The sequence below is a fragment of the Chitinophaga sp. ARDCPP14 genome, assembly GCF_051362515.1.
In the GTDB taxonomy this organism is placed as follows: domain Bacteria; phylum Bacteroidota; class Bacteroidia; order Chitinophagales; family Chitinophagaceae; genus Chitinophaga.
In genome coordinates, this window is sequence record NZ_JBKIXB010000005.1 from 176,692 (window position 1) to 199,656 (window position 22,965).

Consider the following 22,965-nt stretch of genomic DNA (forward strand, 5'->3'; position numbering starts at 1 on the left):
ACAATAAGTTTGGCAGGTTCAATATAATAGGGTCATTCGAAATACAGGTTTTATAAGATTACAGGATTGATGATAAATGTAGGTAGAAAGTGAGAATATAGGGATCACGTAAAAACGTGATTTTTTACATAAAGATGTTTAAACATCCTTTTTACCGGTTTTACGTGATACTATACTGTGGCAGAAAAAATTACCTTCATTTTTTTAATGTTGACCTTGCGCCATGATCAGAGCTGAAAACTTCTATGTGGTAAGAACACCGCTATTACCGGTGAATATTGTCACTCAGTTACACCATATCTCCCAAGCCTCCCTCGCTCCTGTTATCAAAGCTATTTTCCGGGATGAGTTCCTGCAGGAAGCTATTTATATTGCTTCTCCGGAATTATACCAGGAGTTGCAGAAGTGGCTGGCCACCGACAGCGACAACCAGAAACTGGCATCAGCACTGTATCGCTACCTGCTGCGGATGAGCAGCAGATGCACGCCTTACGGTCTCTTTGCAGGCTGTGCCACCGGCGGATTATCGGATCATACGGCTATTCAACTGAATGATAAACAGTTGCATAAAAAACATTGCCGCCTCGACATGAACTATGTGGCAGAGCTTACCGCCGCCATTACTGCCATACCGGCCATCCGGGAACAACTGCTGTATTATCCCAACAACTCCTTGTATGCTGCCGGCAGCCAATATCGCTATGCGGCCTACAGCGTTAAAAATAAGGTCCGCAATTATTATCTCACCGCTGTAAATTATAGCAGCTACCTGGAAAAAATGCTGGAAACAGCCCGCAACGGCGCCACGCTGGCGGACATACGCAACAGCATTGTAAGTGAAGAAGAAGACATCAGCGCAGAAGATGCTGAAGTTTTCACAGAAGAACTATTGCAGAACCAGCTGCTGGTAAGTGAACTGGAGCCCACCGTTACCGGTGACGAGTTTTTTAGCCACCTGGTGAACCGGTTAAAAAACCTGGAGCATACCACCGAAACAACCGCATTGCTGACGACCATACAAAGTATGCTTAACCTGCAACAGACAGGCACCGGCAAGTATACCACCACCCATGAGCTGGTGCAGTCGCTGCTCACGGAAACCAGTAACAAAGACCTGGTACAAACAGATCTGTTTCTTTCAACCGCAAAAAATACCCTGAGCCATACCGTTATCAATGAATTGTCCGCCCAGGTAGCGCAGCTGTGGAAACTGGCCAGCAACGATAACAACAGCGACCTGCGGCAGTTTTGCGATGCCTTCCGGCAACGGTATGAAGAACAGGAAATTCCGCTCAGCCTGGCCCTGGACAGTGAAGCCGGTATCGGCTATGGCGCCCATAGCCAGAGCAATACAGACCATACGCCGCTGGTAGATAATTTACACCTTCCACCACGTAATACCACATCTGCCGCCCCCCGCAGTAAGTTGCAGGACTTTCAGCTGCAACAGCTTCATCAGTGCCTGAAGGAAAACAAAAAGGTGATCACCCTCACCCGCGAGCACCTGGAAAGCTTCCGGGAAAAAGAAACACCCTCCCTCCCCCACAGCATGTACCTGATGGGAAGCATACTGAGCAACAGCGCCGCAGCTATCGATAACGGCGACTACCTCTTCGATATGAATGGCTGCAGCGGCCCTTCCGCCGCCAACCTGCTGGGAAGGTTTTGTCATGGTGATGAAGAACTGGCCGCCCATGTAAAAGCCTGTTTAAAAGCGGAAGAAGCCAGCGACCCGGAAAAGATCTATGCTGAAATTATTCACCTGCCGGAATCACGGACAGGCAACATTCTTATGCGGCCACGGTTACGGGAGTACGAAATTGTATACCTGGCCAATAGCCTCGCCCCGGAAGCGTACCAGCTGCACCTTTCCGATCTGATGGTGAGTGTACAACGTAATAAGGTAGTGCTGCGCTCCAGGAAACTGAATAAAATTATTGTACCACGCCTCAGCACCGCACATAATTACCGGCAGGGACTACCGGTTTATAAATTCCTGTGCGATCTGCAATTCCAGGACTACCATACCGGTATTGGCTGGCACTGGCAGATACCCGGTGAGGTCTCTTTCTATCCGCGCGTGCAGTATGGCAACATCATCCTCAGCAAAGGAACCTGGATGCTGCACAAAAAATCATACCCGGCACTGGCTAAAGCAACCCCGGAAAAGTATATGGAAATTTTCCGGGACATCAGCGCACAACTGGAGCTTCCCCGTTATGTAGTGGTAAAGGAAGGCGACAATGAACTGCCGGCTGATCTTGAAAACGAAGTGGCAGTGCACCTGCTGGTAACCACCCTGCTGAAAAAAGAACAGGTAACCCTGCAGGAGTTCCTCCATACACCCGGAAATTGCTGGATCAACGGCCCCGATGGCGCGTATACCAACGAATTTATTATTCCACTCAGGAACATATCTTCCGAAAAAGAAAACAAACAAACAAACCAAATAATTACCACACCTGCCGGTACGCCCGTCCGAAAATTCAGTACCGGCAGTGAATGGCTGTATGTTAAACTATACGCCGGTACACGGAGTGCGGAAAATATCCTGAAAGAAAAGATCCTGCCGTTAACACAGGAACTGATGCAGGACAACATCATTGACCAGTGGTTTTTTATCCGGTACACCGATCCCGAACATCACCTGCGGATCAGGTTCCACCACAGCACTAATCCACATTTCTGGAGCACCGTATTGGAAAGATTGCACGCCGCACTGCCCACCGATAGCATACACCGGCTTCAAACAGATACCTACGAAAGGGAAATTGAACGCTACGGCGCAGATACCATGCTGTTTAGCGAAGCGGTGTTTCATTACGACAGTACATGCGTCATCAGCATACTGGATCTCCTGGAAGAAGAAGAAGGTGAAAACTACCGCTGGATGCTGGCATTGAGAGGGGTGGACATGCTGCTGAATGATTTCGGGTATACGCTTTCAGCCAAATCGGCCTTATTGAAAATGCTCCAGAAAAGCTTCTTCGAAGAATTTGGTGGTGAAAAGTCCTTGCTGGTACAACTCAACGACAAATACCGGGAAGAAATGCGGAAAGTGAGCAGTATACTTGATCCTATGCAGGACAGCGAACAGGGTATTGAAGCGGCCGTGGCTTGCTTTCAAACCCGCTCCGCTCATATACAGGAACAGCTTGCAGGCATACAGCTCGCCAACCGCGACGATCTCCTTTGCAGCTACATTCACATGTTCCTTAACAGGATCCTGTTATCCAATCAGCGCAAACATGAACTCGTGATCTATCATTTCCTCAGCAGGTATTATGAATCCATGATCGCCATCTCTAAAAAACAGCTCAAAGCAATTACTCACTAAATACATATTGGTATGAAAAAGAAGAATGAGCAAAAAATGAAGCTGGGCACTATTAAAGTGGCCAGGTTAAGTGCAGGTATTACATCCACAGATCAACAGCAGAAAAAGATCACTCATCCTACCACTACGGTAATCAGGACTTTCGACTGCTAACTGTTTCACCGGGGTGCCGGCTATTTTTTACACCGGTACCCTCTTTTAAAGTCTTTCTACTTCACTCAAGGGCAACCTGATTTCCCCAACCGGGTTTACCACCTTCAGCATCAGTTCTCCATAATGCAGGTAGAGATCGGCCACTATGGCGCCATCTTTTACTTTCCATTTGGTGTTTGTTTGCAGGTAGCGTTTTAATTTCTCCTCCAGCTGCGCGGTTCCTTTCCATTTCCGGACTTTCAGTAACGCTACATACACTTTATATCCTTTAGGTTGTGAAGCGGCAGTCATCAGTTTCATCATCTCTTCCTGGTTAGCGGTATGGTAAATGCCTTTTCTACAATCCGCTGAAATATGTTGCAGGTGCTCATTTGCCAGTGCAAGATGCTTATAGGGGGTAATGAGAAAAGTTTCAATGATATCCGTATCAAAATGATCTTTCCCACGCGGATAACTTTGTCTTACAAAAGCAACAAAACCATGCTTTGCCAAAGACATCACTAATTCCGGAGAGAGCAGCGCCAGGGGATTATGCATGAACTGAATTTAACATTTCCAGGAAAGATACTAAGATAGTTAGTACTAATATAAAATAAAAAAGCCCTGATGGCCACTACAGCATGGTTCTCAAGGCTTTTTTACATTATTCATTTGCTTTCTGAAACAAAAATACTAATATTTTTAGTAAATCCTAATTTATTTTATCCACGGCCTCAACTGGGCCCCACATAACTATCATGTTTGGTCCATATGAGGGCGCCGGTATCATATCCCAGTGCGGCGGCGGTTGCCAGGAAACGGATTTTGATATCTTCGGGGATAGTCCGGGTACGCGATAAAATCCAGATATAGTTCAGGTTGTTGCCGGCCACCAGGGCATACTGATATTTTTCGTCGATATCAATGACATTATACCCGGCGTAAAACGGTCTGGAGAAAGATACTTTTAACCGGGCTTCGTCAGGTGTACTCACAAACGCAGCTTTACCTTCACTTTCTTTCCAACGGTATTTCTTGGTATCATAACCCTTGTTGTCCACTTTTATCTCCCCGTTTTCCTTTAATGAATAGGTGGCAGAAACATTGCTGAGATAATGTTCAAACCGGTAATCCAGCCTGGCGATTTCATACCAGGTGCCCAGGAATTTTTGTATGTCAAAAGGAGAAACAGCTTTGGCCCCCTTAGGAATGGACACTTTGGTATTATTATACAACAAATATGCGGCGGCAGCAGACGCAGCTGCTCCCAGGACCAGCAATTTTTTATTCATAAAGCATGATTTTTAAAAATGATGTGTCTGAATTTGCGGGAGGTACCGCAAAAAGGCTGCCTGACCGGAAGTGACTGCTGGCAGGGAGTTTTAAAATAAAAGGCGGACCGGGAGTGTTGCCAAATTGCTACAAATAGAGGTAAGAAATTGAGAAGGGCAAGGAAAGTGAGCTCGTCTACAGGGCAGACATTTCCATCCTTCGTTGAAACCCTTCCAGGAACTGCGCCACATGGAATCCATCCATCAACGCATGATGCACATGCACAGATACAGGCATTATTTTCCGGTCGCCCACTTCTTTTACTTTACCGAAAGTAATTTTAGGGCAGCTATCTTTAAATGAAAAACTCCGCGCATGGGATACGGCGGTAAAGTTAATCCAGGGCAGGGAGGAATAATGAATCACATTCTCTCCCGACACAGCTGGTATCAATCCTGTACTCTGACGTACTCTTTCAATTTCTGCTTTGCTGCTGGCTTCAAATGCGGCTGCATCTTCATAAAAATTCATATATGCAAAACCAAAAGTACCGTCGGGCCGGTTAATGGTGGGTGATGCATGTACCTGGTCATACACCCATACTTCATCACCGGCGATACGGTAACGGAAAGGGGGAACTTCGTTGGCGGCTGCCAGCGACTTATGCAGGTAGCTTAAAAAGAAGGAGTCCCCGCTGGCTTTGGCGTTGTTAAAGGCAGTGGTGCAGTCGATGTCGGTGGTGATCCCGAAAAAAGGTTCTTCGAACTGGCGGAAGAAGTTAAAGTGTTCCTTTCTCGCCCAGGTGTCCAGATCTAATAATTGTTTCATAATATCAGGTGCGGCAGGATATCTGCCATTGTAGTAAACTCATAAAAACGGGGATCTTCGATTGTATGATCGATGTGTTCATGCTGCCAGGTGGTATGGTACGGAATATGGATAGCATGACCGCCCAGTGCCAGCACCGGCAGTACATCCGATTTCAGGGAGTTGCCCATCATGAGGAATTCTTCCGGCTTGCAGTCGAGGTGCTTTATTAATTTAAGATAGTCGCGTTCCTTTTTGTCGCTCATAATTTCAATATGATGGAAATAATGCTCCAGGCCCGATTTCCGCAGTTTGCGTTCCTGGTCCAGCAGATCGCCTTTTGTAGCCACTACCAGGCGATACTTGCCGGAGAGCGCCTGCAGCACCTCTTCTACCCCATCGAGCAGCACAATGGGCTTATCCAGCATTTCTTTTCCATACTGGAGCACCTTATGGAAAACTTCCGGGCCGGCAGTATTTTCGGATACGCGCAGTACGGTTTCTATCATGCAAAGCATAAAAGATTTTATGCCATAACCATAGAGTTCCAGGTTGGCCATCTCCGTTTTAAACAGCTCCTGCGATACGGTATGATGCGGCAGGTAATCTTCCAGCAGGCTGCAAAAAAGGGCTTCTGTTTCCTGGAAGTAAGGCTCGTTTACCCAAAGGGTATCGTCGGCATCGAATGCGATCACGCTAATGTCAGAGATCATTGTTATTTTTACGTTTTTCCGGATGCAAAAATAGAACCCGGCAGTTTATAAAACGGGACATTTGTCCCACTTCTTAAAAGTATGTTACGGACCAATCCTGCTTTTCTTCATTTCATGGAACAATTCACCGCCAGCAGCGCGGAAGGCGAAGCAGTGGCCATTAAAACCTTTACTGCCGGCACACGGCTCATCCGCCAGGGTGATACCATCAGTCATGTTTATATTATCCGGGAAGGTATTACAAAATGTTATATTGAAGAAGATAACGGGAAAGACTATATTTTCGAATTCCTGGGAAAGGGTGAAATTACCGGCGACCTGGAAGGCATCAGGAAAGAAAAATGCCTGTGTAATATTGAAGCCATTACGCCCGTAACAGCATATGCCATTCCGCATACCTTGTTTAGCTGGCTGCTGGTTAACAATACGGAGTTCAACAGGCTGATGTTGGAAGAACTGGTGATCCGTATCCGCCAAACCTGTATCCGCGCGTCTTACCAGCAACTATACCCGGTAGAATATGCATTGCTCCGGTTGCTGGCGCTGGAAGCGGAACAAGACATTGTTATTCCCAAAAAGGATATGGCATCTTACCTGGGTATTACGACCCGGAGTTTTAACAGGACCCTGAAAGAACTAAGGTCCAAAAATATCCTGGATCCGCAGGGGATGAACATTGATCTTAGCCGGAAGCAACTGGAAGAAATATTGCGCCGGTTTGAGGATATGGGATAACGGCCACCTGTATACGAAAACAAAGGGCTGTCCCTTTTTACAGCAACAGCCCTTCTGTTATTTACTTGAATAACCTCCACTCGCTTAGCTGGAAATCCACACTGCCATTGGTGGCGGTTACATACACGGCATAATATTTATACGCCGTAGTATTGGAAATGGCAAACTGCCTGGTTTGATTTCGGACGCCAAACACCTGGTTTGTTTGGGTATCGAGTACCGTCCACGTAGTACCATTATTGGAGCCTTTCAGCTGCCAGTTTTTAGGATCTCGGTCTGTAGCGTCGTTACCGGAAGTAAGGGTATATGATTTCACGGTTTGCCCGGTGACAAACTGCAGCTGCATTTTAAAATCAGCAGGCACCGCATTCACAAATAGTTTGGTGCTGTATACATTATCGGTGAGCTTCAAGGAGCCTTCTGCCGCGGAGGCGCCACCATTGTTTTCTTTACTCACGGTAATCGTGCCCGAACCGGTAATGTCATCCGAAGGATAAGTGATACCCGGGAAATCCGTTTTTGCCTGCTTCAGCTGTGCGGTCCAGTCGTTGCCCCCTTCGTCTTTATTGCCAAAGGCAGTGAGGGCCAATTGCTTCAGATCTTTATTGGCAGCGCCGCTCCAGTAATGTACAAATTCCCCGAAGTTAAGGCCGCGGGTGTATTCGGGGTAAGTGGTGATGCCGTTATTGTACGTTTGTTTGGGGAAATGCTGCGCCAGCAGTGCGAAGAATTTATTCAGTGGCGCTACACCACCGTAGTTAGTATAGATTGGATAAAACCAATCCCTGAACCAGTAAGTGCCTGCGCGGGGATAAGCATCTGTTTGGGTGATCTTCATGTTATACCAGCGGGTAACATCGGCACTGCGGCCCAGGGCCAGGTACACATCGTACTGGTAGATTTCCATCCATTTGCTGTCGTGCCAGATGCCAAACGCCGGGGAGCCGTGTACGCCTTTGGAAGCGCCTTCCACAATATGCCCCACTTCATGGGTGGTAAGGTCAATGTCGTTGCCTGCACCGGAGATCCAGGCATTGGGATCGGAGGAGCCTACATCTATTACGTTGCGGTAATCATGACTGGCATCCATATACGTAGACGGATGCCCACCGGAATATTTGCCGGAGTGCAGGATTACAAAGAGGCGGGAATCGTCGCCAAAAGCACCGTAAGTGCTTTTGGTATAGTTCCATACCTGCGCGAGGTAGGTGTTGGGCCAGGTAATGCTGCTGTTTACATCATTATCAAAATAAACTGCTACGCTGGTATCATAAAAAACGCGGTTAAGCAGCTGTTGGTGTTCAAACCAATGTTCCTGCCAGGTGACGGGTGGTGTGGCTAATACCTGCAGGTTATTTTTTCCGGAAACAGGTTGAAGATCACCGCCGGGAGCGCTTTTCTTTTCGCATCCCAACAGTATGCCCAGCACAATAAATGCCGCAGCAAACAATGAAGTTTTCATACGTTTTTTTTTAAGATGAGTGAATGAAGGGGGTTTCGGGTTTTCAATCATGCGCAACTGCTCCTGGTGAAGCAGTTGCTAATCAATGCAGTTTTGGTTGTTCAGGTAGATAAGTTAACACATCTTTTTACAGTAACCTGTCAACGGATTTTAAACAATTGTAAACAGATATTAAAAGGATACATAAAAAAAGGTGCGCAGTACGCTGCACACCTTTTTTACTTTTTATTGCCGCTGCTATTCTGTTGCGCGGGTGTACAATCCCCTGTCCATCCTCACTCCCAGGCGTTTCATCATGCCCGGCATATCAAATCCTTCTTTTTTGTATTCCGCCTGCACCTGTTCTTTGGCGCTGGCTACCGCCGCTTTGTTTTCCCACTGCGCAATGGTAACATACACCAGGTTGCCCTGCTCATCAAAATATTCATAGGCAGCATCTGAAATAAAGCCGGGGAGCGTTTTAATGAGGCGCCGGTTCACCGCCACCCGCTGCTTGAATTCCGTGATGCCCGCAGCAGGCACTACAAATTTATCAATGAACTGTACCTGTTCTTTTACCGGTGCCGTGGCAATATCCGCGGGTAATACGCCCAGCGAGGTTAAAAACCCGAGGCGGTCGGTCTGTACTTCTGATGCGATGATTTTTCCATCTTTAAATTCATAGATGGCTACGCCGTTGATATGAATAGCTTTGCCGGTAGCAGGAATGTTTTTGTACGGCCCTGTTTGTGTGCCATACCAGGTCCATTTCGCCACTACCTTATTCCCATCTGATACCAGTGACGATAATTTCCACTGAATGTCCGGGAAGGCGGCGATGAGTGGTGCAATGGGGGCAGTAAACCCCGCCACGCCCTTGTGTCCTTCCGGACCGGTATGCGCTTCGGATACAATGGACGGCAACAGGCGCATGTCTTTTTTGTTCATGACATTTTCATATAGTTCCTGTATAATGGCTTTGTTCTTTTCCATATCTGTTATTTTAAATTCCTTTTGTTGATGAATACTTTTTCCCTGTGAAAATGACATCGCTGGCAGCAGTGTAGTGACCAGGTATATCGTAAGATGAACGGTTTTCATTTGTTTTTCTTTTTACAAAAGTATCTCTCCCGCAAAACCCGGAATTGTAAAAAATCATTGATTTACCAAAACCACTTATCCTTATTCATGTTTTTCATTACGGTCAGTTTTTCTATCTTAGCTCCGATCTATTATCAGTAAAACCCACGTCTTTGAAATTTCTGATTAATTTTTTCCTGATAAGTATTATCAGCAACGGCGTTTATGCGCAGGCGGTACTTACAGGCACAGTGAACAATTCATCTCATACGCCCGCTGCTTATGCCATTGTACGCCTTCAACGGTTACCCGGGGATCCGCAGCAGGTATTGCAAACAGACAGCAGCGGCAGCTTCCGCTTTACCAGGCTGTCTGCAGGCGAATACACGCTGAATGCCGTTGTTACCGGCTACCAGGCCGCCACGCTGCATTTCAGCATTCGCCGTGATACAGTGGTAAACATCACCTTACAACCTTCCAATACCCGGTTGGGTGAAGTGACCGTTACGGCCGGCAAACCCGCTATTGAAAACAACCCGGATAAACTGGTGTACAATGTGGCGTCTAACATTACCGCTGCCGGCAGCAATGTGCTGGAAGCCATTGGCAAAGTGCCCGGCATAAAAGTGAACGACAATGAAATCAGCATTACCGGTAAGGGAGCGGTAAAAGTGATGGTAAATGACCGCCTGGTGCAACTGGCCGGCATCGACCTGGTACGCTACTTAAAATCTATGTCTGCCAGCCAGATCTCGAAAATTGAGCTGATCAAAAATCCTTCCGCACAGTATGACGCAGAAGGAAATGCAGGACTAATCAATATCACTACCCGTCAGCGTAAAAACGAAGGCTACTCCGGCACCGTGCAGGCCAATGCCAAAGGATGGCTTCACAACCCCGCCGTAGTGTATGGCACCCGTAACTATGAGGCGTTGAATGTAAACGCCACGCTGAACTACAACGCCGCGCGGTGGTCGGCGTATGGGAGCATTAACCTCGATCAGGATCAGCACCTGGAAGGCTTCCGGACCACCATCTATTACCCGAAGCAAACCTGGATACAGTCGGACACCGGTAAATATACCTATCTCAATGCGAATGTAATCGCCGGCGCTGATTACAGGATCAGCCGGAAGGCCACCATCGGGCTGAATTACCAGGGCGGTAAAAATGTGTATGATGGCGGCGACCGCGTGAACAACCCGGTATTTGACAATGCCACCGGCAAACAGGATTCTATCATGAAAACACACGCCACCTACCGCCCTATCGCCGATAATCATTCTATCAACCTGCATTCCGCGATCAACTTTGATACCACCGGCCGCAGGCTGCTGCTGAATGCAGACTACTTCAGCTACTACCGCACCGACCGGTCCGATTTTGAAAGCAATAACTACCTGGGTGATAACACCACCCACCCTTCCGGCACCACCCGTTACTACGACGATAACAAGCAACGCATTCATATTTACACGCTGAAAGCAGATATGGAACTCCCTACCCGTTTTGCAAAGTTCCTGGTAGGCGGCAAGCTGAGCTTTATCGATAACTACAGCAATGCTTTTTATTATAACAAGGATTCTTCCGGCAGATTGGAATACGACAAAAATCTCAGCAACGAGTTTGATTACCAGGAAAACACGCAGGAGCTGTATGTGAGCATGAACAAGGAACAGGACAACTGGAAGTATGAAGCTGGTTTGAGAGGGGAACTTACGCAAACTACCGGTTACTCCTATACGCTGGATCAGCGCACCCAACGTAAATATTTCCGGTTATTCCCGTCGCTGTCGGTATCATGGCAGGCCAATAAAGACAACAGCCTGGCTTTTACAGCAGGCCGGCGTATTAACCGCCCGTCGTTCTGGAACCTGAACCCTTTCAAATCGTTGTATACCTCCTATAGTTATGGCGAAGGGAATCCTGCGTTAAATCCCGAGTATAACACCAATATTGAATTATCACATACTTTCAGGAACAGGCTTACTTCTTCCTTATTTTTTAATAAAACAGATGATGGATTTAACAACGTTACCATCGCCAGTGCAGACACCAACCTCGTGTATACGGTTCCGTTAAACTTTATCCGGACTTACCGGTATGGCATCTCTGAAAGTGTGTCGTTTACTGTTTTTGACTGGCTCGACAACAATAACCAGGTAACCCTTTACCATACCGACGCACATTCTGACATTCCGCAGGTGAGTAGTATCCGTGGATGGGGAATGTATCTTGCCACAAATAATAACATCTATTTCAACCGCGATAAAACTTTTGCAGGCGCCATCAACTGCTGGTACCAGTTCCCCGAAATAAATCATATTGGCAGATCAGATGCTTATTTTAAGCTGGATATCGGGCTGAAGGCATCGGTGATGAAGAAGAAAGTAGACATCGTGTTAACCATGAATGATATTTGCCAGAGCAGCGCCATGACCATTAATTCCACCATCAACGGCGCGCGGCAGCAGCTGAGCAACTTCCAGTTGAACCGTTACCTGCAGCTAGGCATCAGTTACCGCTTTGGCAGCAGGGCCGCTAAGCAGCCGGCCGGCGACACCGGCAACCAGGAAGAGAGAGGCCGTGTTCATTAACTGATGATAGAACCGGAGATTTATACACATCCCTTTTTTGCACAGATTCCAACACCGATTCAGTGCTGGCCTGCGGGCCAGCGCATAGAGCATGCCAGAAACAGCACTCGCAACCTGAGAATTTCCGCAGGTGCAGAATGGCTGCTTTTTGGTAGCTTAGCGGCCGGGAACTGCATATCCGGGCTTGTAACACCCGGGCAGGAAAGCTAGATAAGTTAAAAAACCAACTTACTTTATTACCAATACATTAACAGGTGGTTTTGGGTTTATATGAAAGATAAAATCCTATATTAGGACCTTGAAAAAAAGCGGGATGCAGGCTTTTTTAGTATTAACCCATAACAAACTGATTTTGGTAACAAAAAGATTAAACAGGAGCTGCTAAATATTACTTATATTAACCCTTACAGGTATGCTGGTACAGGGAACCGGGCCGACTAACAATTGCCGGAGTGACGTAAATGATTAAAAAGTACATGAACATATACCAACATTATTCTTTTGATCTATGGTTAACTTTAATAAAATCGAATCCTTTATTTAAACAGGAAAGGACGCGCTTTTTTTACAACCATTTCAATCAACACCAAAAAACACTGGAAGAGGTAGGCCGCATATTCCGCAAAACAGATCTGCTATGCAATGCCATCAATGAAAAAACAGGCGGTAATATTGATGCGGAAGAAATGTACCTCATGGTGATCAGTGAAATAAATGATTACGACAATGCCTTCGGGAGCATTGATCTGGCAGGACTTTACCAGGAAATGGACGCCCTGGTGCTCAAATACCTCCCGGTTATTTATTGTTCGGAAACAGTGAAAACATTGCGCAGGATAAAAGCATCGTCCGATAGTACCATCAGTTTACTCAGTAACACCGCTTTTATAAAAGGCAGCACATTAAGACGGGTATTACAGGAGCTGGAGCTGGAGCATTTTTTCGATTTCCAGCTGTATTCAGATGAAACCGGCATGTCGAAACCCAATGAAAAAATGTTTCGCCTGATGCTGGAAAACGTAGCGATAGTAAGAAATGATACGGCAATCCCGCTAAGTAACATCATACATATTGGCGATAATGTAAAAGCAGATATTAACGGGGCGCAGGTGACAGGCATTCGTACTTTACTGGTCAACTCCAATCATCAATGTATTTCAAGTTTACTTAACTGATGACAACAACCTATTCACTTCATAAGATCACCCATGCCGGCCATTTCGGGTTTAGCCCCGATGATTACAGCCGTTTCAAGTTCGGGGACGACGCCGTTGCCGAAAAATTCGGGACCAGCCTGGCGGAAGGGTTTATTGAGCATCACCTCAAAGGACAGGAAGTGCCACAGTTTGTGGTAGTGTCAAGTCCATATTCCTTTATCCCAACGGCTACCTTTGCGATGAAAAACTATTTCGTTTTTCATTTGAACAGGTGGCTGGCAGCGCACGGGCACCCGGTTTTACAGGAAACCAAAGTACACCGTACCATTACCTACAAGGAGGATTACGGCGAACTGGATGCGGAGCAACGGTTAAAGCTGATCGGCAACGACAGCTTCCATATCGACCGCCACTTCCTGACCGGGAAGAAAGTGATTTTCCTGGATGACATCAAAATTACAGGAGGCCATGAAAGAATGATCCTGAAAATGGTGGATGCCTATGACCTGCCTAACGATGTGTACCTGCTCTATTATGCAGAACTGCAGAATAAAAGCATTCATCCCAACATTGAAAACCACCTGAACTATCATTTTGTAAAGTCCATCTTCCACCTGGAAAAAATCATCCAGGGGGAACAATTTTTCATTAATACACGGATTGTAAAGTATATCTTGAATTATGATTTCGATTCATTTTGTATTTTCCTTCAAAATCAATCCGATAAATTTGTGAATCTTTTGTATAATATGGCCCTGGGAAACGGTTATCATACGATAGAAGTTTACCAGAAAAATCTGAATTTTATTAATAATTACTTATTTAACAGAAAACATAAAAGCATACAACATGGCAATTAATTTGCAAAAAGGTCAGCGGCAAACGATTAATGCGCCCAAATTCGTAATCGGCCTGGGCTGGGACGCTAATGCTTCATCTACCGGCACCAGCTTCGATCTGGATGCTTCCCTGTTCGTAATGGGAGAGAATAAAAAGATATTATCTGAGCAGCACTTTATTTTTTATAATAACCTCGTATCACCCGATGGCAGCGTAGAGCATACCGGCGATAACCTCACCGGCGATGGCGGCGGCGACGATGAACAGATTAAAATTGACCTGTCTAAAGCAGATCCGAAAATTACCGAAATATGCGTGGTGGTAACCATCCACGATGCAGAAGCACGCCGCCAGAACTTTGGCCAGGTAAGGAATTCCTTTGTACGTATATTCGACCCGGTTACCAACGAAGTGCTGCTGAAATACGAGCTGGAAGAAGATTTTTCTATTGAAACCGCTGTGGAATTCGGAAGAATTTACAAACGCAACGACGAATGGAAGTTTGAAGCAGTAGGCGTTGGCATGAAAGGCGGTCTGCAGGACTACCTGAACAAATACAACTAATCTATACACCACTATATCTAAATATAAGATCAACATGGCAATCAATCTTCAAAAAGGTCAGCGTATAAATCTCGAAAAAAGCAATGGCGCCAAACTTCAGAATATCTGTGTAGGGATCAACTGGGGCGCTATTGAAAAGAAAGGCCTGTTTGGCCTGTCAAAAACCAAAGAAGCGGTAGACCTGGACGGCAGCTGCGCAATGTTCACCGAACAGAAACAACTGCAGGAAGTGGTTTACTTTGGTAACCTGAAATCAAAAGACAACGCGGTAAAACACAGCGGCGATGATCTGACCGGTGACCTGAACGGCAACGACGGCCTGGACAATGAAGTGATCACGCTCGATTTCTCAAGGCTGGACGCTAACACCAACTACGTAGCGTTTGTGCTGAACAGCTTCCGCGGACACGACTTTGGTACGATTCCTTTTGCGTCTATCCGCATTTATGAAGGTACCCCCTCCCGCGTGAACGAAGTATTTGCCACCTATGATATCGCCAGCGGCCCCGGCTTTGCAGGACACGTATCTATGGTGATGGGCGTTTTCTACAAAAAGAACGGCGAATGGAAATTTAATGCGATCGGTGAACCTACAAAAGATAAAAAACTGCAGGAAACCGTAAGCACCGTTGCGCAGAACTACCTGTAGGATCACTTTTGATAAGATAATATCAATTTATAATCAGATACCTTATGGAAGCAAACCCAAATATCACCGACCAAACCCTTCCCGCGGTAAGGCTCGACAAAGAGGGAAATGTGGATCTGGCAGTTATTACGCCGGACGATGCAAAGAAATACGGGGAAATAAGTAAAACATTGGTAACCACCGATGTAAATTCCATTCTGAATTATGGTACCGATGTACAGAATTCAATGGAAAAATACAGTAATGAGTTCCTCACTTCTGTACGTACCTATAACTCAGGCGAAGTAGGCGGGCTGATCAACGATCTGCTTACAGAACTGAATTATATCGACGTAGATGAACTGAACCAGGGCGCCGTACAGAGCTTTATCTCCAAAATACCTTTCCTGAAAAAACTGGTATTTGATGCCAAGAAGCTTTTCCAGAAGTACGATACCGTTATCAGTAACATTGATAAGATTACCAACAAGATCAAAGCGGGCCGCATCAATTCACTGAAAGACAACAGTTCTTTGCAAACCATGTTTGATAGTAACGTATCTTACATCAAACAAATGGAAGATCTCATTATTTCAGGTCAGCTGAAATTCAATGAGCTCAGCCAGAAGCTGGCCGAAATGGAAGTGAATGCCGCCAATTACAATGACTATGAAATCGCTGATTTAAGGGACTTCATTACCCGCCTGGATAAAAGACTGGCGGACATGAAGATTGTACGCTTTATTATGCTGCAGTCTTTAGCTCAGATCAGGCTGGTACAAAACAACAATACTTCCATTGCGGAAAAGGCGCAGTCGATCATTTCCACCACGATCCCTGTCTGGAAAAACCAGCTCACCATTGCGGTAGCGCTGCAAAGACAGAAAGCCAACGTGGAAATGCAAAAGAAGATTTCTGATACCACCAATACCATTCTCCAGAAAAATGCCGATCTGCTGAAACAAAACAGCATCGAGGTAGCGAAAGAGAATGAGAAAACAGTAGTATCTATTGAAACATTGAAGAGAACTACCCAGTCGCTGATTGAAACTTTACATGAAGTGAAGAAGATCCACGATCAGGGCACCGAAAGCCGGAAAGTGCTGAATGGTGAATTGCAGACGCTGGAAACAGAGCTGAAGAAAAATGTAACAAACGTTAGCTAACGGAGGATAAGTAATGGAGGATAACCTGGCAATAATATTAAATGACTCAAATAAAACTATCAGCAAGTTACAATTGCTGTCCACTTTTTTTGAAGAAGAGATAATATACAAGATTTATCTCCGAAGCCAGGTTGTCCATAAATTATTTGAAACCAATCCGGAACTTGATGTCAATAAGCTGGAACTGTTTCACCTGCAATACACCGCCACGGTGATTGACCTGTTGCGAAAAATAAAAGCCAGCAATGAAAGAAACGTGAGTATTTTATACGACGAAATACAGATCAACAAAGACCTGATCGCCAATATCAACGACTCCGTTTTTTCAGAGAAAAATTACCAGCAGGATAAACAGAAACAATCCCTGAAGATCAATTTATCTTTGCGGAAGCTGTACCAGGTGCTGTCTGACAACTCCGAAGACTACCCCTTCTCCAAAAACATTAACGCTTTCAGCGCACGCTTCTCCCAGGATTTTTATTTCGATATTTCCACCGAAGCGCTCAATGAACTGATTAAATTCAACCCGGCAGAAGTGTACCGCAACAACTCCGCCATCATACAGCGCAAGCTGATGGGATTGTTGTGCAAAATGGATTTTAAAACCGAGTTCTTTTGCGGACTCAGTGCCGGTAACCTGATCCTGGAAGTGTACCGTTTCCTTAATATGGACCGTTACTATCTCTTCTTCCCCGCTAAAAATTTATTCCTGTTCTGCGATCTTTCAAAAATCACAGATGTTGACTGGTCCAATACCCTCTCCAAAAAAACAAGGATTGTACAGGAGTTAACGGATAAGAATGATAACCTGATGAGCCGCGCCAACGTACTGAAAACGGTGATCCCGGATAACGTGCATGCCCTCCTGAAAGAATACTATGAGAAAATTTCCGACGTCGATTTCCTGCAACAGATTGGTCGCTTTGATGTGCAGACAAACATCCTCAAAACGATGCTGAACACCAATGTGATTTAGGCATAAAAAAGACGCCAGTCCGCAAACTGGCGCCATAGAAACCTTTATTAAGCTAAGCCGGTTTGTTACCGGCATCATTTTTTCTCCAACTCTGCAGCAGGGGTTCTTTTAGGAACATTTAACAGCGCCGATGTAATGATCGGAACGATAAACACGCCTACGGTGATGATCGACGTAATGATGTCTGCTTTTGAACTTTCCAGGAAGTGGGTAACAGGTGATTCCGGGAAGAAATGTTCGTAGATAGACAACGTCAGTTTAATACCCAGGATCGCAATAACGATGTACGCCGCTGCTTCCAGGAAGGTAAACTTCGTCATCAGTTTCACGAAAGCCTGTGCCACAAAACGCATGGCGAGGATACCGATAAACACGCCCAGGCAAACCAGCAGTATATTATCAGTAAAAGCTACTGCAGCAAAAATATTATCTATAGAGAAAGCCATATCCATTAACTCCACCAGTGCCACCGTAGCCCAGAAAGGCCCGATAGCCCCCACTGTGGCCTTGTATAGCCAGTTCTGGCCTTTGTCGATGCTCTCTTCTTCTTTCTCTCCTTCTGTTTTCTTATTTTTCCACCAGCTGAATACCAGGTACAGGAGATATAAACCGCCCAATGGTTTCAGCCACCAGATCTTGATCAGGAAAGACGCGAACAACATAGCCAGACCACGGAACAGGTAAGCGCCGAAAATCCCGTATTTAAGGGCGCGGTCACGTTGTTTTTCGGGCAGGTCCATTACCATGGTAGCCAGTACAGCGGCGTTATCTACCGACAATAAACTTTCAATAATAACGAGATTCCCGACAATGATTGCCGAAGGTATTGGGTTGTCAATAATTTGTTGGATTAATTCATTCATTTCACTTTATTTTTTATATAGGTTTCTACTTGTTGGCAATCGTTATAATGACTACTCTTCCACCCTCTTCCCTCGACAGCAATAGTCTTTTTCCATCCGTTAGTTCCACCATCTCACCGATGGCAATTTCTTTATCTTCTGTAAGATCTTTTAAAGAAGTGAGCTGCTGGTTGACCAGCACCCATTTGCCCTGGTGAAAAACAAAATACCCGACCGGCACTTTTTGCGCGGCGGTGATCCGTTCGTTGCGGATAGTATTCCTGTTTACATGCCATTGGAACAGGTATTGATTATTATACACCATCAGCCGGTGGTTTTCCGGTTTCCATACCGTTGGCTTAAACTCGTAATACAGGTCCAGTACGGGCAGGGTGCCTTTATGCGGCGTACCGCAGAAAGGGCATTTAGGAGAATGGGTGTTATCAAAAACGTACCATTTCTGTTCGCAGGCGGCATTGCTGCAGGGCTGCATGAGGTCTGTTGTTTTTAGTAACGCCTGTTCCCACATTTCTGCCGGCGGCCGCTCGGTTGGCTGGTGCAAACCGGTTACAAACGCCTGGTAGAACAGTTCCTTCAGGTAAGGCCCTGTAATGGTGTATGGTAACTTATTTACATCTGCCCAGGGCAATTCCTTCGGATTAATGTGATTCAGTTTTGGCCGGTTGGAAGTATCCTGCGGATGTTCAATAAACAGCGCCTTCTCTCCCATTGCCAGCAGGTCGTCTTTTTCTGCGTCGAGATCGTGGATCTTCCCTCCTTTTAAGGGATGACGGTATAAAAGATACATGTAGATCATTACTGCCAGCGCATGCAGGTCGGTAAGACGGTTGGGCAGCTTCCTGCCCGGGTCTTTCAGGCCCAGGTGCTTGGTGGCGAGTACTTCCGGTGCGATGAAATCGGCTGTGCCAATTACATCCGGTGGAAACAGGCCCGGTACCACGAGGCCATCTATATCGATGATAGTAGCCGATTTACTTACCGGGTCTACCAGCACATTTTTATACGACAGGTCGGAATGTGCGAGTCCGGCTGCATGCAGGCGTTTCACACCTCTTGAAATATTTACACAGATCTGGAAATAGCTTAACCAGTTGCCCAGTTCTGCTTCATCCAGGCGCAGCGTAAACTGCTTGTTCCTGAATTTGGGTGAAGCAAACCATTTCCCTTCTTTCTCCTTTCCTTTAATCAGGTCGTTTGATGCGTATCCTTTCTTGAAAAAAAAGTTAGCATGGTAACACGGTACTACGAGGCCTACCTTTTTATCTGCTTCCACCATGTCTGTTGGCCAGCAATAAAGATCCCGGTAGTAGTCGCCGCCTTCCCGGTTAAAGAAGCTGTTATAGTAGTCCGTCACAATTTTCCGCAACCGCTCTTTCGAAGCGTAGTCCTGTGTGTCCCGGTAAAATGCCACCACGTATGATTTATCCGGACTGAAGTAAACGTCCTTCATGCCACCCCGCATAGGTTCTCCGTTATCAACGTATTGATAACTTTTCCCTGCATTGATGACGGAATTCACCGTTTTTGTACTCATATAGTCCGCATACTTAACTGATGATCATTAAAGTTCTGTCGTCATGATTCCCGGGGCTCCAGAAGTCCATCCAGGCAGATAGCTGGCTGGCGGTTTCCGGTGTATGGCTGGCCAGGTCTACTTTTACATTGTCATCGTTTTTACCGCCGAGGTCTTCCAGCAGTGCTTTCCAGGCTGTCAGCTTCTCCAGGTTGGCTTCTACTTCAAACTTGGGATCATAAATACCGTCGGTCATCAGCATCAGGTACGAGAAATCAGGCACCAGCCTGAACCCGAAGCGGGTTGCAAATGTATCACTTTTAAAGATTTCCTGCATGGTAATAAACCGGGTTCCCCCGCTAAATTCTCCCACATCCAGCCGGTTCAGCAACTGGATGTCTGTAAAATCCTTATTAATCAAAGCAATGGGGCAATCGCCTACGCCAAAGCTCATGATCACATAGCCGGATTCGTACTTTTTTAAAAGTACAAATATAAGTGTGGAATGAAGATCTTTTACTGGCGCTGCGCAGGCGACAGCAAATTCTTCCAGCTTTTTATGTACGGTGAACGCTGCTTTGCCGAGGTTATCGTATACAAAGCGGGTGAGTTCTTTTTGTGTTTTGTCGCTTCCGGCGGTAGCGTGTGCGGCAATCAGCGCATCAAATGCGCTCCTTAGTACCGGCGTAAAGTGCTGCTCAAAGTATTCCACGATGCCGGTGCAGGCGATCCTGGACCCTGCGCGGGACAGCCTTGCGCTGCCGGCGCCGTCAGAAACGGCCATAACGCTCCAGCCGGTGTCGCCGAAATGTTTAAAGGCGAAATCATCTTCCCGGAAGCCGCCGGTATTGGCGTGTGAGCGGCCTCTTTTGGAGGCTACCAGCAGGTGCCTGTCGCCCAGCGGGGCATATTCCGCTACGTTGTCTTCTTTCCAGTAGGGATCATTTTTATCGCTGTCAATATTTTTCCAGAGCGATCTGGGATTGGGGTTGATGACCAGCGGCACCTTTTTTTCGTTTGGCGCGGTGGTTTCATCTTCGCCGTTGATGCGGTATTTCAACGTTAGTTTAAAATCGCCGCTTTTAACGGGTGTGCCCCGGATCACTTTTGTTTCCGGATCGTATTGCAGACCGGTTTCTTCCAGCCCCTCGATATGAAAATAGGTAAAGTCGTTCCATTTCAGCAGTCCGAAATCCAGTGTCACCTCGTAAGGCTTTCCTGCAGTGGCATTCGGGATGCTGACGGGTTGTTGCTGAATGTCGGCCAACCGGTTTTTAAACTGCCAGGTATCCATTAGTAGCTTTTTATTTTCCAGGATCTGCCTTACCGCCAGCCTGTTTTTCTCTTCATTCACAAAAGCGTCGAACAGGTGCTGCCGGTTAGTGCCGACCGTAATATTATTTGCTTTAAATAATTCCCGGATAAAGGATTTGTCCATGTTTCTCTTTTGTCGGTTAGCCTTGTGCCCGGTTTACATCAAAACCACCGTCGCTGGCGCCGTATGCCGCGGTGTTTCCGCAGGTGGGGCAGGTACTGAGCTTTTCTTCGCCGATGCAATGAATCTGGCCACAGGAGCACAGGGCGAATCCCCATTGGTTGCCGCAGCAGGGGCAGGTGGGATTGCCTATCAGTTCTTCACTGTTGATAACAGCCGGTTTTGTGTGGCTATCGGACAGTTCGTGATAGGTTTTATCTACCTGGAACGCCCCTACCAGCCGGTAATACAGCCGGTTCAGGTTTAGTCCGTATATTTCTGCGTCCTGTTCTGCGCGGCGGTATTTCATGAGGTAATCGCGTTGCAGGTGCTGGCATTTACCCACCATTACCACGTAATTGCTATCGGTGTAACTGCGGGGTGGTGATGGTTTTGAGAGATCTATTTTCGATAAGGTAACGGTATCGTGTATTTTCGACAGTTCAAATCCTGAAGCGTTTTTCTCTACACTTTCACTGCTGGTTTTGATAGAGTCGGTAATCCACCTGAAGAACTGCTTATAGGCTGCGGGAGAGCTGTTTTTAAAATGCACTACGTTTTCCGTCAGCTCCTTCAGCAGGTTGGTATCTGCTTCATTGCCGAAAGAAACGGCCACCATATTGGCAGTGCGTTGCCAGTTCTGTTTCCATTCCGCGATGGCTGCGCTGGTATCGTCTGTAGGCACGCCATCCGTGAAAAGAAAGATGATCGGTTTCCAGTCGCCTTTTATTTCATAGGTGGTTTTCACCTGGTTTTTTCTCAGTTCATACATGAGGTGTCCCAGTCCCCGGCTTAAAGAGGTGCCTCCGCCAATAGGAAAACGCGGCGGATAAAAGTTGATGATTTCCTGCAGCGGTACCAGTGTTTTCGCCTGGCCGGCAAAAACAATAATAGAGATCCAGGCTGTTTCAATGGCGTAGGGATCTGTTTTAAGTGCTTGGATGATTTGTCCCAGCCCTTCTTCCACTTGTTGAATAGGTTCTCCCACCATTGATTCGGAGACGTCTATCAGGAAATAAACCGGTAGTCTTCTCATTATCCAAAATTTACAGAAGTGATATATACGGTTCCCGGACCGGTAATTTTCAGCATACTTAATCCTTCTCCTCCCAGGAGATTATTTCCGGAGAAATGGGATGACATCCGGTTTACCATATCTGCATTCATGCAGATAAAGCTTTTTTCATCCACAAAAACGGTTTGCCCGGGTGTGAGGTCCAGTGTAATGGGTGTACCTATCACATCTAAAAATACCGTACAAAATCCTGTTATTTTCTGCATGATCAGGCCTGTACCACCTATGAGGGAGGTCAGGTTCATTTTCACATCAATATCAATTTTGTCGGAGGAGGCCACAAAAGCGCCTGCTTTACAAACAATGCCGGAAGTAAGCTGCTTGAGGTTAACGGGCAACAGCCCCACTTTGCCGGCTACCACCAGCTTGCGCGGATTTAAATGGGTATTGCACAGTTCTACCTGGAAAATACTTTCGCCGGTGAGTTTTCTTTTTATCAGTCCGGCTACGCCTTTATCGAATACATTGACCTTTGAAGTAATTCCTTCTTCATGATAAATCAGTGCACCTTTCTCACAGAAGAATTTCTCCTGTTGGGATAATTCTACTTCCAGGCATTTAAAATCGTGTCCGATCAATTTTACGTTCATTCTTT

The 22,965-nt window shown here is 46.2% G+C and carries 21 protein-coding genes; 10 read left to right on the forward strand and 11 right to left on the reverse strand.

The features are described 5' to 3' along the window. Positions 1 to 223: 223 nt before the first annotated feature. Both ACLHR0_RS15780 and ACLHR0_RS15785 read left to right on the forward strand, forming a co-directional pair. Positions 224 to 3,337: a lantibiotic dehydratase gene (locus ACLHR0_RS15780; protein WP_436487799.1), complete on the forward strand. Its 3,114-nt coding sequence runs from the start codon at positions 224 to 226 to the stop codon at positions 3,335 to 3,337. 12 nt (positions 3,338 to 3,349) lie between these two features. Then, on the forward strand, positions 3,350 to 3,490 hold the full coding sequence (locus ACLHR0_RS15785; RefSeq protein WP_370912034.1) for a hypothetical protein: 141 nt from the start codon (positions 3,350 to 3,352) through the stop codon (positions 3,488 to 3,490). Positions 3,491 to 3,535: 45 nt separating this feature from the next. On the opposite strand, the gene ACLHR0_RS15790 is transcribed toward ACLHR0_RS15785, so the two are convergent. From ACLHR0_RS15790 to ACLHR0_RS15805, 4 genes are all read right to left on the reverse strand, one after another. Continuing rightward, a complete protein-coding gene (locus ACLHR0_RS15790; RefSeq protein WP_436487801.1) occupies positions 3,536 to 4,027 on the reverse strand; it encodes a hypothetical protein in 492 nt (163 codons plus the stop codon). Positions 4,028 to 4,203: 176 nt separating this feature from the next. Continuing rightward, positions 4,204 to 4,761, reverse strand: coding sequence for a lipocalin family protein (locus tag ACLHR0_RS15795; protein ID WP_429049075.1), 558 nt, complete (start codon positions 4,759 to 4,761; stop codon positions 4,204 to 4,206). Positions 4,762 to 4,936: 175 nt separating this feature from the next. Continuing rightward, the gene (locus tag ACLHR0_RS15800; protein ID WP_436487804.1) at positions 4,937 to 5,569 is read right to left on the reverse strand and encodes a CatA-like O-acetyltransferase; all 633 of its coding nucleotides are present in this window, start codon (positions 5,567 to 5,569) and stop codon (positions 4,937 to 4,939) included. Next, positions 5,566 to 6,261: an HAD family hydrolase gene (locus tag ACLHR0_RS15805; RefSeq protein WP_436487806.1), complete on the reverse strand. Its 696-nt coding sequence runs from the start codon at positions 6,259 to 6,261 to the stop codon at positions 5,566 to 5,568. The genes ACLHR0_RS15800 and ACLHR0_RS15805 overlap by 4 nt, the downstream gene beginning before the upstream one ends. 81 nt (positions 6,262 to 6,342) lie before the next feature. On the opposite strand from ACLHR0_RS15805, the gene ACLHR0_RS15810 reads away from it, so the two are divergent. Next, positions 6,343 to 6,996 (forward strand): Crp/Fnr family transcriptional regulator, encoded by a 654-nt coding sequence (locus ACLHR0_RS15810; RefSeq protein ID WP_436487807.1) that lies wholly within the window; start codon positions 6,343 to 6,345, stop codon positions 6,994 to 6,996. Positions 6,997 to 7,057: 61 nt separating this feature from the next. Here the strand turns inward: ACLHR0_RS15810 and ACLHR0_RS15815 are convergent, their stop codons facing one another. Beyond that, positions 7,058 to 8,458 carry a hypothetical protein gene (locus ACLHR0_RS15815; RefSeq protein ID WP_436487809.1) on the reverse strand — a complete coding sequence of 467 codons (1,401 nt, stop codon included), beginning with the start codon at positions 8,456 to 8,458 and terminating at the stop codon, positions 7,058 to 7,060. A 237-nt stretch (positions 8,459 to 8,695) separates the two neighbouring features. After that, complete coding sequence (locus ACLHR0_RS15820; protein WP_436487811.1) at positions 8,696 to 9,538, reverse strand: ester cyclase; 843 nt, start codon at positions 9,536 to 9,538, stop codon at positions 8,696 to 8,698. Positions 9,539 to 9,690: 152 nt separating this feature from the next. Here ACLHR0_RS15820 and ACLHR0_RS15825 point away from each other — a divergent pair, with 152 nt between their 5' ends. The 7 genes from ACLHR0_RS15825 (at position 9,691) to ACLHR0_RS15855 (ending at position 17,445) form a co-directional block, all read left to right on the forward strand. Beyond that, positions 9,691 to 12,114, forward strand: coding sequence for a TonB-dependent receptor domain-containing protein (locus ACLHR0_RS15825; protein ID WP_436487813.1), 2,424 nt, complete (start codon positions 9,691 to 9,693; stop codon positions 12,112 to 12,114). Between the two features lie 476 nt (positions 12,115 to 12,590). Next, on the forward strand, positions 12,591 to 13,289 hold the full coding sequence (locus ACLHR0_RS15830) for an HAD family hydrolase (protein WP_436487815.1): 699 nt from the start codon (positions 12,591 to 12,593) through the stop codon (positions 13,287 to 13,289). Further along, entirely contained in the window at positions 13,289 to 14,131 is an 843-nt protein-coding gene (locus tag ACLHR0_RS15835) for a phosphoribosyltransferase family protein (protein ID WP_429063877.1), read from the forward strand. Before ACLHR0_RS15830 ends, ACLHR0_RS15835 begins: the two co-directional genes overlap by 1 nt. Next, entirely contained in the window at positions 14,121 to 14,675 is a 555-nt protein-coding gene (locus ACLHR0_RS15840; protein ID WP_370912023.1) for a TerD family protein, read from the forward strand. The genes ACLHR0_RS15835 and ACLHR0_RS15840 overlap by 11 nt, the downstream gene beginning before the upstream one ends. Before the next feature lie 34 nt (positions 14,676 to 14,709). After that, the gene (locus ACLHR0_RS15845; RefSeq protein WP_436487818.1) at positions 14,710 to 15,324 is read left to right on the forward strand and encodes a TerD family protein; all 615 of its coding nucleotides are present in this window, start codon (positions 14,710 to 14,712) and stop codon (positions 15,322 to 15,324) included. Positions 15,325 to 15,368: 44 nt separating this feature from the next. Next, the gene (locus ACLHR0_RS15850) at positions 15,369 to 16,469 is read left to right on the forward strand and encodes a toxic anion resistance protein (RefSeq protein WP_370912021.1); all 1,101 of its coding nucleotides are present in this window, start codon (positions 15,369 to 15,371) and stop codon (positions 16,467 to 16,469) included. Between the two features lie 13 nt (positions 16,470 to 16,482). Then, a complete protein-coding gene (locus tag ACLHR0_RS15855) occupies positions 16,483 to 17,445 on the forward strand; it encodes a hypothetical protein (protein ID WP_436487820.1) in 963 nt (320 codons plus the stop codon). A gap of 74 nt (positions 17,446 to 17,519) precedes the next feature. Here ACLHR0_RS15855 and ACLHR0_RS15860 read toward each other — a convergent pair whose 3' ends face one another. The 5 genes from ACLHR0_RS15860 to ACLHR0_RS15880 are packed head-to-tail and all read right to left on the reverse strand — an operon-like array spanning position 17,520 to position 22,960. Then, positions 17,520 to 18,308 (reverse strand): TerC family protein, encoded by a 789-nt coding sequence (locus ACLHR0_RS15860; RefSeq protein WP_429049104.1) that lies wholly within the window; start codon positions 18,306 to 18,308, stop codon positions 17,520 to 17,522. A 25-nt stretch (positions 18,309 to 18,333) separates the two neighbouring features. Further along, entirely contained in the window at positions 18,334 to 19,842 is a 1,509-nt protein-coding gene (locus ACLHR0_RS15865) for a helix-hairpin-helix domain-containing protein (protein ID WP_429049106.1), read from the reverse strand. Between the two features lie 13 nt (positions 19,843 to 19,855). Further along, positions 19,856 to 21,259, reverse strand: a complete 1,404-nt coding sequence (locus ACLHR0_RS15870; RefSeq protein ID WP_436487823.1) for a PP2C family serine/threonine-protein phosphatase — start codon at positions 21,257 to 21,259, stop codon at positions 19,856 to 19,858. A 16-nt stretch (positions 21,260 to 21,275) separates the two neighbouring features. Then, positions 21,276 to 22,331, reverse strand: coding sequence for a TerY-C metal binding domain-containing protein (locus ACLHR0_RS15875; RefSeq protein WP_436487825.1), 1,056 nt, complete (start codon positions 22,329 to 22,331; stop codon positions 21,276 to 21,278). Then, the gene (locus tag ACLHR0_RS15880; RefSeq protein ID WP_429049114.1) at positions 22,331 to 22,960 is read right to left on the reverse strand and encodes an AIM24 family protein; all 630 of its coding nucleotides are present in this window, start codon (positions 22,958 to 22,960) and stop codon (positions 22,331 to 22,333) included. The genes ACLHR0_RS15875 and ACLHR0_RS15880 overlap by 1 nt, the downstream gene beginning before the upstream one ends. Between the last annotated feature and the right edge of the window lie 5 nt (positions 22,961 to 22,965).